Source organism: Brevundimonas sp. KH_025 (assembly GCF_057839885.1).
In genome coordinates, this window is record NZ_CM174501.1 from 2,054,177 (window position 1) to 2,067,867 (window position 13,691).

The following is a 13,691-nucleotide window of genomic DNA, read 5'->3' on the forward strand; positions in this document are numbered from 1 at the left end:
TCGCTCAAATCTCGGGCGCCTGCATGACGGACAGGAACAGACCCAGCTGCTGGATCGCTCCGGCGAAGGCTTCATAGTCCACCGGCTTGGTGATGTAGACGTTGCAGCCCAGGTCGTAGCAGCGCTGGATCTCGACCTTGTCGTCGGTGGTGGTCAGGATCACCACAGGGGCGCGGCGCAGGCGCTCGTCCGACTTGACCTTCTCCAGGATGTCGGTGCCCGACATGTCAGGCAGGTTCAGGTCCAGCAGGATCAGCAGCGGCCCGTGGGCGCGCACCTCGTCGCTGAACAGATAGTCCAGCGCCGCCCCGCCCTCGGCGAAGTGGACGATGTCGTTGGCGATATTGGCGCGGCGGATGTTCTTTTCGATGAGCTTGGCGTGACCGTAGTCGTCCTCGACCATGACGATCTTCACGGAGTGGCTCATAGGCGGTCTCCTGCGTCACCCGGCACGATCAATCGTGTGGGGAATTTCAGATGGAATGTCGAGCCTTGCCCCGGCTCGGACTCCAGGGCGATGGTCCCGCCCAGGCGGCGCACGCTGTTGCGCACGAAGGCCAGGCCCAGGCCCTCGCCCGGCAGGTCCTGTTTCCCGGCGCGACGGAACAGTTCGAAGATGCGTTCGTGGTCGCGCTCTGACACGCCGCGTCCATTGTCGATGATGCGGTAGTGGGCGCGCCCGTCGTCGTCCGCCTCACCCTCGACGACGATGCGGATGGGGCGGCCGGGCTGCTGATACTTGACGGCGTTGTCGAGCAGGTTGCCGAAGATCTGCTCGATCGACAGCCGGTCGCTTTCCAGCACCGGCAGGTCGCGCACGATGATCTCGCCGCCTGACTCGATGGCCTGATGGTGGACGCTGTCGGCGATGGCCTGGACCACCGCGGTCATGTCCAGGGTCTCGGGGACCAGGGCGCGGCGACCGTCGCGCGACAGCTTCAGGATGGCGTTGATCAGCCGGTCCATCTTGGCCGTCGAGGCGCGGATGAAGCCGACCGCCTCGGGCACGTCTTCGCGCACGGCGCGGATCGCCTCGGGCTCGATCGCCTCGGGATGGGTCAGGGCCAGGGTGCTCAGCTGGTGGTCGAAAACCTTGCCGACCTGCTCCAGTTCGGAGGTGTAGCCCATGACATTGACCAGAGGGGCGCGCAGGTCGTGGCTGACGATATAGGCGAACCGCTGGATCTCCTCGTTGGCGCGGGTCAGCTCGGCGGTGCGGTCGCGGACCTGGTTCTCCAGCCCGGCGTTGACGCGGTCCAGTTCCAGATGCGCCTCCTCGATCTCCTCGACATAGCGCCGCACCAGCCAGGTGCTGATCCCGGCCAGGATCAGGATCAGCAGCGCCGCCAGGGCGTTGACCGAGACCGTCACCGCCGAGGCGCGCTCGGACTGACGGGTGCGCTCGGCCAGGCGCCGGGCCTCGACCGCGTCGATGGCGGTCAGTTCCACCCGCATCTGATCCATCAGCACCTTGCCCTGGCCGCTGCGGATGACGGACACGGCCTCGCCGATGCGGCCCGTTCGGGTCATCTCGATCGTCCGCTCGAGCAGGCTCAGGCGTTCCTGATAGAGCGAGCGGACGCGGGCCAGGCGCGGTTTCAGTTCGTCATCGCTTCCGATCAGGCTGTCGAGGCGATTGAACACGGCAGGAAGCGCGGCGATCGCCCGGTCATGCACCGCCAGATATTCCGGCCGCGCCGTCAGCATGAAACCGCGCTGCCCCGTCTCGGCGTCGGCCAGCAGGGTCAGCACGTCCTTGGCCGCCAGCCGCACCTGCTGGCTGTGATCGACCGTATCGTTATAGGCCGAGGTCCGCTGGATCATGACGAAGGTGGCGGCGTTCACCGCCAGCAGCAGCAGAATGGCCAGCGCCAGCAAGGCGATGATGGAACGGCTGAGCGTCGGCGTGCGCAGGAAGGCGCCAAAGGTCCGAAGGGCCGGCCGGATGCGATTCATGATTCGAGCATCCGCGACCGCACCCCTTGAGTCCAGTCGTTACCTCGCTGCAGCTCAGACGGTGCCGATGGTCCGCAGACGGGCCTTGGGGTGGACCTCGTTCTGGCTCATCACCACGGTCTGCCCGCGGAAACGCTCGATGATCGAACGGACATAGGGGCGGACCTGCGGGCCGGTCAGCAGGACGGGATTCTCGCCCGACATGGCGGCGCGCTCGAACACGTCGCGAACCGCGCGGATGAAGTCCTGAAGCCGGCTGGGCGCCATGGCCAACTGCTTGTCCTCGCCCGGACCGATCAGGGCCTCGGCGAAGGCCTGTTCCCAGTCCGGCGACAGGCTGACGATCGGCAGGGCGCCGTCGTCGCCCCGGTTCGCCCAGCACAGCTGACGCGCCAGGCGGGTACGGACGTGCTCGACCAGGGTTGTGACGCTGGTGGTGTGGGGTGCCGCCTCGGCCAGACCTTCGAGGATGGCCGGCAGGTCGCGGATCGAGACCTTTTCCCGCAACAGCGTCTGCAGCACGCGCTGCAGGGTGGTGACGGTGACGACTGTAGGGATCAGTTCGTCGACCAGCTTCTTCTCTTCGCCCTGCAGCTCCTTCAGCAGCTTCTGCACCTCGGCGTAGGACAGCAGATCCGCCATGTTCTCCTTGAGGATCTCGGTCAGGTGCGTCGTCAGCACCGTCGACGGGTCGACCAGAGTATAGCCGCGGAAGGTGGCTTCTTCGCGCAAGGCTTCGTCGATCCAGGTGGCGGGCAGGCCAAAGGCCGGCTCGCGCGTATGTTCGCCGGGCAGTTCGACCTGACGGCCCGCCGGGTCCATGGCCATCAGTTGGGCCAGACGCACCTCGCCGGCTCCGGCCTCCATCTCCTTGATGCGGATGGCGTAGCCCTGGTTAGGCAGGCGCATGTTGTCGAGGATGCGCACGCTGGGCATGACGAAGCCGTATTCCTGGGCCAGCGAGCGGCGCAGGGCGCGGATCTGATCGGTCAGGCGACGGCCCTCCAGATCATTGATCAGCGACAGCAGGGCGTAGCCCAGCTCGATCTTGACCTCGTCGATGGTCAGGGCCGTGGCGATCGGCTCCTCGACGTCCTCCTTGGGCTTCAGCTCGACCGTTTCGACCGGCGCCGGCTTCAGCCGGTTGCGGCCCAGCCGCCAGGCCATGAAGCCCGAACCGATGGCCAGGGCCGCGAAGGGGATCAGCGGCATCCCGGGGATCAGGCCGATCAGGCCCGCAGCGCCCGACACCACGCCCAGGCTGACCGGGTTGGTGGCCAGTTGCGCCACCAGGGCCTTGTCCGCCGTGCCCTCGACGCCCGCCTTGGACACCAGGAAGCCGGCGGCGATGGAGACGATGATGGCCGGAACCTGCGTCACCAGGCCGTCGCCGATGGTCAGCTGAACATAGGTGTTGGCCGCCTCGCCCACCGGCATCTTGTGCTGCAGCACGCCGATCAACAGGCCGCCGATGGCGTTGATGAAGGTGATGATCAGGCCGGCCACGGCGTCGCCGCGCACGAATTTGGACGCACCGTCCATGGCCCCGAAGAAGGTCGATTCCTGCTCCAGCTCCTTGCGGCGCAGCTTGGCCTGGTCCTCGGTGATCAGGCCCGACGACAGGTCGGCGTCGATGGCCATCTGCTTGCCCGGCATGGAGTCCAGGGTGAAGCGGGCCGAGACCTCGGCGATGCGGGTCGAACCCTTGGTGATGACGACGAAGTTCACCACCAGGACGATGGCGAAGATGATCACCCCGATGATGAAGTTGCCGCCCATCATCAGTTCGCCGAAGGCGTTGATGACCTGGCCGGCGGCGTCGTGGCCCTCTTGACCGTGGGTCAGGATCAGGCGGGTCGAGGCCAGGTTGAGGCCCAGTCGGAACAGGGTCGAGACCAGCAGCACCGTCGGGAAGATGGCGAAGTCCAGCGGCCGCTTCATCATCAGGGCCGTCATCAGGATCAGCACGCTGGAGACGATCGAGATCGCCAGCAGCAGGTCCAGCAGCATCTTGGGGATGGGCACGATCAGCAGCATGATCACGCCGATCACGCCGACCGCCATCAGCACCTCGCCGCGCATCAGCCAGCCGAGCGCGTCGCGCCCGGTGGGGCGCGCATAGCCGTCCTTCATCAGGATCGGCGCATCAACCATGGCGAACGCCACACGGGGTAATCGAGATCATCCCGCCAGATGACAGGATTCGCGGATTCTCAGCCATGCCCCAGCGCCTTGAGCGCCAGACGGGTCGCATCGGCGATGACGGCTTCGCGCTGGGCGTTGGTCGAAGCGTCGGTCGCATGGAAATAGACGGCGATGACCACGGGGGCGCCGGCCATTGCGCCTTTGGGGGGCTGGATCAGGCCGATGTCGTTGGTCGGGCCGTAGCCGCCGGTCCCCGTCTTGTGCGCCACGGCCCAGCCGGCGGGGACGCCCGCCTTGATCCGTCCCTGCCCGGTGGGCGTATCCATCATCCAGCGCATCAGCAGGGCCTTGGACGCCTCATCAAGCGGGGTGTCGGGCGCGACCAGAAGGCGGCTGATGTTCTGCACCGACTGGATCGGAGTGATGGTGTCCTTGTCGCCGTCCAGGCGGTTCATCTCCGGCTCGAGACGATCCACGCGGGTGCTGTCGTCGCCGATGCCGCGATAGAAGGCGCGCAGAGGCTCCAGCCCGCCCATCTCGCGGATCAGGATATTGGCCGCGGGGTTGTCGCTCAGCTCGACCGTGGCCTTCATCAACTGCTCGATGGTCAGGGTCGCGCCGACGGCCTTTTCCGTGGTCGGGGCGTGATTGACCATGTCGGCGGCGGTGATCGGGACGGCGCGATCCAGACGCTCCTGCCCCGCCTGGACGCGCAACAGAGTCGCGGCGGCCAGATACATCTTGAAGGTCGAGCAATAGACGAAGCGTTCGTCGCCGCGCCACGCCGCCTTCACCCCGTCCGAGGCGATCGCCACGCCCAGGCGGCCGCCGTGGCGGGCCTCCAGCGCCGACAGGTCGAGGGCCAGCGTCGTGACGGCGGCCTCGGCCGGCTCGGCCTTGCGGGCGCAGGCCGCAAGCGCCAGCGCGCCCGCGCCCAGCAGCACGGTCCTGCGGTCGGCGCCCATGATCAGCCCACGGCGCCGTAGGCGGCGGCCACGCCCGACTGCGGGGCCGGGATCGGCGTGCCCTCGTCGGCGTATTCGTTCAGCTTGTTGCGCAGGGTGCGGATCGAGATGCCCAGGATGGTCGCCGCATGGGTGCGGTTGCCCAGGCAGTGGTTCAGGGTGTCGAGGATCAGGGTCTTTTCCATCTCGGCCACGGTCTGACCGACGAAGCTGCGGGTCATGGCGTCGGCCATCTGGGCCGCATGGCCGGCGACCCCGGCGTCATAGGTCGAGGCAGTCGGCGACGGCGCGGTCGAGCCGCCTTCCAGCAGAGGCCGGCCGTCCGGCAGGCGGATGGCGTCGACGTCGATCTCGGCCCCCGTCGCCAGCAGGACAGCGCGGTGCATGGCGTTTTCCAGCTCGCGCACGTTGCCGGGCCAGCGATGGCCGACCAGGGCGCAGCGGGCCTCGGCGGAAATGGCGCGCGGCGGCACGCCGTTGGCGGCGGCGTATTTCTTGACGAAGTGATCGCACAGCACGCCGATGTCGCCCGGCCGCTCGCGCAGGGACGGCAGGCGCAGGTTCACCACGTTCAGGCGATACAGCAGGTCTTCGCGGAACGTGCCCTCGGCTACGGCCTTGGCCAGGTCGCGGTTCGAGGTGGCGATGATGCGAATATTGACCGGCACGGGCTTGGCCCCGCCGACGCGGTCGATGACCCGCTCCTGAATGGCGCGCAGCAGCTTGGCCTGCAGGCGGGCGTCCATCTCCGAGATTTCGTCCAGCAGCAGCGTGCCGCCGTCAGCTTCCTCGAACTTGCCGATGCGGCGAGCCACGGCGCCGGTGAAGGCGCCCTTCTCGTGACCGAACAGCTCGGATTCCAGCAGGTTGTCGGGAATGGCGGCGCAGTTGACGCTGATGAAGGGCTTGTCGGCGCGCTTGGACGCCGTGTGCAGGTGACGGGCCATCACCTCCTTGCCGACGCCGCTTTCCCCGGTGATCAGGATGGAGGCTTCCGAGCGCGCCACCTGGTCGGCCAGGCCGATGACGGCCTTCATCGCCGGATCGGCCGAGATCATCGGGCGCTCGTCATCGGCCACGGCCGACAGGACAGCGGCGATCAGGTCCGCCTCGGGCGGCAGGGGGATGAACTCCTTGGCCCCGGCGCGGATGGCGTCGGCGGCTTCACGAGCGTCGGCGTCGACCCCGCAGGCCACGACCGGGACGTGGATCCGTTCGGCGTCGTTGGCGGCGATCAGGGCGGCGATGTCGATGCGGTAGTCGACCATCATCAGGTCGGCTCCCTGCCCGCGTCGCAGTTGCTCGGTCGCCTGATCGGCGCGTTCGACATGCTGGACCTTGGCGCCGTGCGCCATGGCCATCTTCACCGCCGTCGCCAGCTGTCCGCTGAGCCTGCCAACCACCAGAAGCCGCATGGGTCTTCTCCTCTAGAACGCTATTCCGAAACAGGGCGGCCGATCAGGCGCCCTTGTCCTCGGTCTTGATGATTTCCGTCATGGTCACGCCCAGGCGGTCCTCGACGACGACGACCTCCCCGCGCGCCACCAGGCGGTTGTTGACGAAGATGTCGATGGCCTCGCCGACCTTGCGGTCCAGCTCCAGCACGCTGCCGCGGTTCAGCTTCAGCAACTGGGCGACGGACATATGGGCCTTGCCCAGCACAGCCGAGATGTTGACCGGCACGTCGAAGACGGTGGCCAGGTCAGCGGCGGACTTGTCGCCGCCCTCGTCGGCGATGTTCAGGGCGGTGGAGTCGCCGAACTCTTCCAGGGCGAGATCGTCGGTGGCCATCAGAAGGCGCTCCTGTCGAGGGATTCAGCATGGCCGGCCTCGGCCGCGAGCGCGGCCTCCAGCGCGGCGGAAACGCGGGCGGCGACGCCCTCGGGATCGAACTCGGCGCGGCCGTCGGCCCATTCCAGAGCGAAGGCGGCGGCAGGCGCGCCCGCATCCTCGCGGAAAGCGATCAGGCCGCTGAAGCCGGCGTCGGCGCACAGGGCCTCCACGTGGGCGCGGGCCGTCTCATCCAGGCCGGCGGCGCGAACCAGCAGACGGGGCGAGGCGTCGATCTCCTGACCCAACTGCTCGATGGCGGCTTCCAGCGGGCGGCGCGGGAAGCGGTCGAAGGCGGCTGAGGCCAGGATGCGGGCGGCGGCCACCGACAGTTCAGCCGACTGGCGGCGATGCGCCTCGGCCACCGTGCTCAGAGCACCCGCCGAATGGGCCACCGACTGGGCCAGGGTCGACAGGGCGTCGGCGCGCAAGGCCTCGACCTCGGCCAGGGCCTGCTGGCGGGCCTCCAGCCGCGCCTGAGCGACCAGGGCCTCGACCTCGGCGGGCGCGAAGGAGCGCTTGGTCGGCTGCCAGGCGGAAGGACGCACGACGTCGCCGGCCGCGTCGAACTCGGTGTCGAAGATGAAGGGGCGGGCGTTTGCGGGAATGGCGGTCATGTCAGTAGATCAACTCGTCGTCGCCGCCCTGGCCGGCCAGCATGATTTCGCCGCGCGCCGCCAGATCCTTGGCCACCTGGACCATGGTCATCTGGGCGGTGTCGACGTCCTTCAGGCGCACAGGCCCCATCGAATCCATGTCCTCGCGCATGATCTTCGAGGCGCGCTCGGACATGTTGGAGAAGAACATTTCGCGCAGGGCGTCAGAGGCCCCCTTCAGCGCGAGGCCCAGCTGGTCCTTCTCGACCGCCCGCAGCAGGGTCTGGACCCCGCCCGGATCGAGGCGCGACAGGTCCTCGAACACGAACATCAGGGCGCGGATGCGCTCGGCGGAATCGCGGCTGCGTTCCTCCAGGGCGCCGATGAAGCGGGCCTCGGTCTGGCGGTCGAAGCTGTTGAAGATGTCGGCCATCAGTTCGTGGCTGTCGCGCTTGGAGGTGCGCGCCAGGTTGGACATGAACTCGGTGCGCAGGGTTTGCTCGATCTTGTCGAGGATGTCGCGCTGCACCGGCTCCATGCGCAGCATCCGCTGCACGCATTCCAGGGCGAAGTCCTCGGGCAGGGCCGTCAGGACGCGCGAGGCGTGGTCCGGCTTGATCTTGGACAGGACCACCGCGACCGTCTGCGGGTATTCGTTCTTCAGATAGTTGGCGAGGACGGCCTCGTTCACGTTGCCGAGCTTGTCCCACATGGTCCGCCCGGCGGGACCGCGGATTTCCTCCATCAGGGCGTCGACGCGCTCGCCCGGCATGAAGGAGGCCAGCAGGCGCTGGGTCTGCTCATAACTGCCCATCAGCGAGCCGGAGCCGCCGATGCCGGAGACGAACTCGACCAGCACCTCTTCCACGACGTTGGCCGTCACGGCGCCGAGGCCGGCCATGGCCTGGGAGACCTCCTTGATCTCTTCGTCGTCGAGCTGCTGCCACAGGACCGTGTGTTCCTCGCCCAGCGACAAGAGGACCACGGCGGCCTTTTCGGGGCCCGTCAGCTTGCGGGCGTCATCAACTGCGGCTTTCTTGCTCACGAGGCGGGTCATTAGCTCTCATGCACCCACGACCGAAGGATCGCGGTTGATTCCTCCGGGTGGGAGTCCACGAAGTCGGAGACCTTCTTGATCGAGGAGGCCTTCACCTGTCCCTCGATGCGGGCGATGTCCAGGCGCTGGTCCATCTCGCTGGGGCCGGCCAGCATCTGGGGCTGGCCCGGCAGGACACCGCCGACGATCTGGGTGTCCAGCGCCGTCACCGGCATGCCGTTGGCGCCGACCAGGGCGGGCGCGCCGCCGCCGCCCGAGGCGGTCTTCAGCAGGGGCCGCACGACGAAGAAGATCAGCAGCAGGCCCGTCACCAGCAGGACCAGCAGTTCGACGCCCCGCATGATGTCGTTCTTGTCGAAGTTGAACATCGACGACCCTTCGTCCGCGCCCGGCGCCGCCGAGGGCTCGCGGTTGAAGCGGACGTTGATCACCTCAATCTTGTCGCCGCGCGTCTCGTCTATGCCGACAGCGGCGGCGACCAGGGTCTTGATCTGCTGCACTTCCTCGGCGCTGCGCGGGGCGTAGGTCGGCTCGCCCTTGCCGCCGGCGGCGGGGGTGTACTTGCCGTCCACGGCCACCGAAACCGACAGCTTCTTGACCTCGCCCGGCTCCTTCACCGTCGTGGTGGTGGTGTTGGAGATTTCGTAGTTGGTGGTCTCGGTGTTTTCCGAGTTGGTCGAGCCGATAGGCGTGGTGTTCGGGGCCTGACCGCCGGGGATATTGTTCGTGGCGGTCGCGCCGCCGTCGGCCTGACCCGTCGTGTCCTGCGACTGCGAGCCGTTGGTCGAGGTCGAGCGGACGACCTGGCCGTCGGGATCGAACTTCTGTTCCTGGGTGGTCGAGCGGCTGTGGTCGATGTCGGCCGTGACCTGGACCCTTGCAGCCCCAGCGCCGACGACGCCCTCGACGATGTCCTGGATCCGGGTCTGCAGTTGAGCCTCGGTCGTGGCCTTGGCGGCCTCGGCGTTGGCCGAGGTGAAGCCCGTGTCTTCCGAACCCGCAGCCAGGGTGCGGTTGGACTGGTCCGTCACCGTGACCTTGTCCGGCTTCAGGTTCGGCACCGACGAGGCGACGACGTTGCGGATGGCGCGGACCTGATCGGCGCTGAGATCGCGCCCGCCCAGGCCCACGACCACGGCGGCGGTCGGGTCGACGGAAGCAGCCTGGAACATTTCCCGGCGCGGCATGGTGATGTGGACGCGGGCCGAGGTGATGCCGCGCATCGACATGATGGTGCGCGACAGCTCGCCCTGCAGGGCGCGCTGCTCGTTCAGGTTCTGCTGGAACTCGGTCTGGCCCAGCACCGACTGGTTGTCGAAGATCTCGTAGCCGACGCTGCCCGAGGTCACGAGTCCCTTGCCCGCCAGCATCAGGCGCGCCGTGCCGACCTCGTCGCGGCTGACGAAGATGGTCGAGCCGTCGCCCTTGGACGAATATTTGATGCCCGCCTGATCCAGCGCGGCGCTGATCTCGGAAGCTTCGCGCAGGTCGAGGTTGGAATAGAGCAGCGCGTCGGGCGCCTGGCCCACACGCAGCATGACGGCGACCAGCACCGCGGCCACGCCCGCGGCGACGCCAAGCACCGCGGCCAGGCGGCCGATACCGAACTTCTGCAACGCCGCCGTGAAGCCGCCCACGCGTCCCCGCCTCATACTGGCGGGAGGACCACACCGCCCCGCTAGGCAGAAAGTGCCGCGTGGATGGTAAACGCGGCGTTAAGAGGCGTTAAAGATTGGGAGAATCCGGGCCTCGCCTTTCCTCCCCATTCCATGGGGAGGTGGATCGGCGGCGAAGCCGACGAGACGGAGGGGGCGACTCCACGGCTGACGTCTGCGCCGCCCCCTCCACCGCTACGCGGTCCCCCTCCCCATAAAATGGGTAGGAAAAGAAAAAGGCGGCGCGTCTTTCGACACGCCGCCTTTCGTAGCCTTGAGAGACTTGGAGCTTACGCCGCCTTCAGCAGCTCCGCCTTCTTGTCCGCAGCCGCATTGATGCGGGCCTCGGCGATGGCGTCGGCGATCAGGTGGGTCGGCTTGTTCTCGGAGGCCGAACGCTCGAGGATTTCCTCGAAGGTGTCCATCAGGCGCGACAGCTTGCCCTCGACCCACGACGGGTCATAAGCGCCGCCCGACTGACGGGCGTTCATTTCCGAGGCGACGTTGATGATGCCGCCGCCGTTGACGACGTAGTCGGGGGCGTAGAGCACGCCGCGACGGAACAGCTCGTCGCCGATGTCGGCGGTGGCCAGCTGGTTGTTGGCGGCGCCGCAGACAGCCTTGACCTTCAGACGGTCCAGGGTCTGCAGGTTCAGCGTCGCGCCCAGGGCGCAGGGCGCATAGATGTCGGCGGCGACGTCATAGATGGCGTCGGGGGCGACGATCTCGGCGCCGGTCGCGGCGGCGACAGCTTCCAGGTTGGCCTGGTTGACGTCGGTGATGATCAGCTTGGCGCCGGCCTTGTGCAGCTTCTCGGCCAGATAGGCGCCGACGTGGCCGACGCCCTGAATGGCGACGGTCAGGCCGGTCATGTCGTCCTGATTGAACAGGCGGCGGGCCACGACCAGGTTCGAGCGGAACACGCCCTCGGCGGTGACGGGGCTGGGGTCGCCCGAGGCTTCCGGACCGTCCTTCAGGCCCAGGACGTATTCCGTGACCTTGCGGGCCTCGGCGATATCCTCGACCGAGGTGCCGACGTCTTCAGCGGCGTAATAGTTGCCGCCCAGGCCGTTCAGGGCGCGGCCGAAGGCGCGGAACAGTTCAGGCGACTTCTGGGTGCGGCTGTCGCCGATGATGACCGACTTGCCGCCGCCCATTTCCAGGTCCGCCACGGCGTTCTTGTAGCTCATGCCCTTGGACAGGCGCAGCACGTCTTCCAGGGCTTCGGCGGCCGAAGCGTAGTTCCACATGCGGGTGCCGCCGACAGCGGGGCCGCGCGCGGTGGAGTGAACCGCGACGATGGCTTTCAGGCCGGTTTTCTCGTCATGGAAGGCGTGGACGCCTTCATGGTTCGCGAAAGAAGGGGAATCAAACAGCGTCTTGCCCATGACAGGCCTTTCCTGGGGTATTTTTTATGCGCGTGGAGATACGCCGCGCTCGCCTAAACGGCAAGCATGACGGTTTCGCGTCAGGAAGTTCAGCGCGCCCTAGATCACTGGGAATGGGGATCAGCCCTCAGCGCCGGCAGCACCGGCGCGGCGCCCGATGGAAGGGGCGCGGCCTCGTCGCGCAGCCAGGCCTCGATGTCGCGATAGACGACCTCGCCCTGAAAGTCCCGGTTCAGGATGTGCCAGCCGTCGCGGTAATAGGCCGTCCGCAGGTTCGGCCGCTCGCCCGCCTGCTCCAGCGCCCGGCGCATGGGACGCTTCTCGATGATCTGGTCGTGCGCGCCGTAGAGCAGCAGGGTCGGCTTCTCGATCTTGCCCAGACGCACCGTCGCCGTCTCCATCAGATCGACCAGGCCGTGCAGGGAATCGAACCGAGTGGAGATGATGCTGAGGGGATCGCGGCCGTTGCGGACCAGTTCCAGCGTATTGTCCGAAGCGCGGATGCGACGAACGGCGAAGGACGGCGGCTCGACCGCCCTGTCGCCCATCAGCCGGGCGGCGGCCCACAGGCCGGCGCCGTTGAACGCGCTCTGGCTGGACCAGCCCCAGACGCCGGGCGCCAGCAGAACCACGCGGTCGGCGTCGGGCGGCGCCTCGGACCCGAAGGCGGCGATGGTCGAGGCTCCGCCCATGCTTTCGCCCGCCACCACGATCATGGCGTCAGGCCGCTCGGCGCGAACCAGGGCGACGATGGTGCGCAGGTCCTGGCTGGTCAGGCTTTCCGGCGCGAACTCGCCGCGATGGGGTGCCAGGCCGAAACCGCGCTGATCATAGGCCCATGTCTCAATGCCCCGCGTCGCCCACCACGGCCCCGCCAGCCGGAAGGAGGCGTAGTGGTCGTTGAACCCGTGCAGGGCGACGATGACGGCCCATGGCGGCTGCCCCTCCGGGGTCCAGCGCAGATAGGGCAGATGCGCGCCGTCCTGAACCACGAAGGCCCCGCGCCCTTCGGTCCCCGCCTCGATGCGCGGCCCGTTGAAGCCGACCGGCGGGGTCTGCGGCGCCTGCAGATGCGGCGTGGCGCAGGCGGACAGGGCGAGCGTGAGCGCCAGAAGGCCCGCTGTCAGTCCGCTTCGCCCGATGCTCACGCCAGAATCTCCACAATCCGTTCGCGAAGGTAGGGCAGAACCTCGGCCTCGAACCACGGGTTTTTCCGAAGCCAGGCGGTATTGCGCCATGACGGGTGCGGCAACGGCAGGACGGCGGGGGCGTAGTCGCGCCAGGCGCGGACCGTTTCGGTCATGGTGGACCGGGCGCGGTCGCCCAAGGCCCACGCCTGGGCGTAGCCGCCGACCAGCAAGGTCAGCTCGACATTCGGCAGTTCGGCCAGCAGCCGGGGCCGCCAAAGCTCGGCGCAGCAGCCCGGCGGCGGATAGTCCCCGCCCTTGGGGTCTGTCCCGGGAAAGCAGAAGGCCTGGGCCGCGACGCCCAGGCGCGGATCGCCGTAGAAGGTCGCCTCGTCCACGCCCAGCCAGTCGCGCAGGCGGTCGCCGGACGGATCGGTGAAGGGCAGACCGCTTTCATGCACCCTTCGTCCCGGCGCCTGGCCGCAGATCAGCAGGCGGGTTTCGGGTGCGACCATGACCACCGGGCGCGGCGTATGGGGCAACTGCCCCAGGCACGCCCGGCAGGCGCGGATGTCGGCCAGGAGATCCTCCAGGCCTGTATCCGGTTCAGTCGAAATCGTCATCCGAAGCTTCGACCGGCGGCAGGGCCGCCAGGGCCGCGGCCGTCTCGGCCTCGGTCGGCAGGCGCAGACGGATCACGCCCTTGAAGGCGTTCGGATCGACCGCCTTGCCCTTCTTGGTGATGGTCAGCTTGCCCTGACGCATCAGGCCCAAAGCCACAGCACGCACCTTGGGCAGCATTCGCTGCCACTGCTCGGGCTGCAGCTCTTTGGCCACGTCCGAGGGTTCAATGCTCTTGCCGCCGACGTTCTTGGGGTCGGCCTTGGCCAGTTTTTCGAAAATGGCCGCTTCGATTGGATCGCTCATTGCGCCTATATGCTGCACTGCAAGACCGGAAAGAAGGCGAAACCG

General features: G+C 67.8%; 13 protein-coding genes. All 13 read right to left on the reverse strand.

Annotation, left to right across the window (positions count from 1 at the left end):
- Positions 1–4: 4 nt before the first annotated feature.
- The 13 genes from AC3IS2_RS10165 to AC3IS2_RS10225 all read right to left on the reverse strand — a co-directional run bounded on the left by AC3IS2_RS10165 (position 5) and on the right by AC3IS2_RS10225 (position 13,646).
- On the reverse strand, positions 5–427 hold the full coding sequence (locus tag AC3IS2_RS10165) for a response regulator (protein ID WP_489197603.1): 423 nt from the start codon (positions 425–427) through the stop codon (positions 5–7).
- Complete coding sequence (locus AC3IS2_RS10170; RefSeq protein ID WP_489197604.1) at positions 424–1,956, reverse strand: sensor histidine kinase; 1,533 nt, start codon at positions 1,954–1,956, stop codon at positions 424–426. The genes AC3IS2_RS10165 and AC3IS2_RS10170 overlap by 4 nt, the downstream gene beginning before the upstream one ends.
- 54 nt (positions 1,957–2,010) lie before the next feature.
- A complete protein-coding gene (flhA, locus tag AC3IS2_RS10175; protein WP_489200141.1) occupies positions 2,011–4,089 on the reverse strand; it encodes a flagellar biosynthesis protein FlhA in 2,079 nt (692 codons plus the stop codon).
- Positions 4,090–4,169: 80 nt separating this feature from the next.
- On the reverse strand, positions 4,170–5,066 hold the full coding sequence (bla, locus tag AC3IS2_RS10180) for a class A beta-lactamase (RefSeq protein WP_489197606.1): 897 nt from the start codon (positions 5,064–5,066) through the stop codon (positions 4,170–4,172).
- Between the two features lie 2 nt (positions 5,067–5,068).
- Positions 5,069–6,481 (reverse strand): sigma-54-dependent transcriptional regulator FlbD, encoded by a 1,413-nt coding sequence (gene flbD / locus AC3IS2_RS10185; protein ID WP_489197608.1) that lies wholly within the window; start codon positions 6,479–6,481, stop codon positions 5,069–5,071.
- Positions 6,482–6,524: 43 nt separating this feature from the next.
- A complete protein-coding gene (gene fliN, locus AC3IS2_RS10190; RefSeq protein WP_489197610.1) occupies positions 6,525–6,857 on the reverse strand; it encodes a flagellar motor switch protein FliN in 333 nt (110 codons plus the stop codon).
- Positions 6,857–7,513 carry a FliH/SctL family protein gene (locus tag AC3IS2_RS10195; RefSeq protein ID WP_489197611.1) on the reverse strand — a complete coding sequence of 219 codons (657 nt, stop codon included), beginning with the start codon at positions 7,511–7,513 and terminating at the stop codon, positions 6,857–6,859. Before AC3IS2_RS10195 ends, fliN begins: the two co-directional genes overlap by 1 nt.
- 1 nt (position 7,514) lies before the next feature.
- Positions 7,515–8,549, reverse strand: a complete 1,035-nt coding sequence (gene fliG / locus AC3IS2_RS10200; protein ID WP_489197612.1) for a flagellar motor switch protein FliG — start codon at positions 8,547–8,549, stop codon at positions 7,515–7,517.
- Complete coding sequence (gene fliF, locus AC3IS2_RS10205; protein WP_489197613.1) at positions 8,549–10,186, reverse strand: flagellar basal-body MS-ring/collar protein FliF; 1,638 nt, start codon at positions 10,184–10,186, stop codon at positions 8,549–8,551. The genes fliG and fliF overlap by 1 nt, the downstream gene beginning before the upstream one ends.
- 308 nt (positions 10,187–10,494) lie before the next feature.
- Positions 10,495–11,592 (reverse strand): Glu/Leu/Phe/Val family dehydrogenase, encoded by a 1,098-nt coding sequence (locus AC3IS2_RS10210; RefSeq protein WP_489197615.1) that lies wholly within the window; start codon positions 11,590–11,592, stop codon positions 10,495–10,497.
- A 104-nt stretch (positions 11,593–11,696) separates the two neighbouring features.
- Positions 11,697–12,740, reverse strand: coding sequence for an alpha/beta fold hydrolase (locus tag AC3IS2_RS10215; protein ID WP_489197616.1), 1,044 nt, complete (start codon positions 12,738–12,740; stop codon positions 11,697–11,699).
- On the reverse strand, positions 12,737–13,342 hold the full coding sequence (locus tag AC3IS2_RS10220; RefSeq protein WP_489197617.1) for a uracil-DNA glycosylase family protein: 606 nt from the start codon (positions 13,340–13,342) through the stop codon (positions 12,737–12,739). The genes AC3IS2_RS10215 and AC3IS2_RS10220 overlap by 4 nt, the downstream gene beginning before the upstream one ends.
- Complete coding sequence (locus tag AC3IS2_RS10225; protein WP_105563909.1) at positions 13,326–13,646, reverse strand: DUF3253 domain-containing protein; 321 nt, start codon at positions 13,644–13,646, stop codon at positions 13,326–13,328. Before AC3IS2_RS10225 ends, AC3IS2_RS10220 begins: the two co-directional genes overlap by 17 nt.
- Positions 13,647–13,691 lie beyond the last annotated feature (45 nt).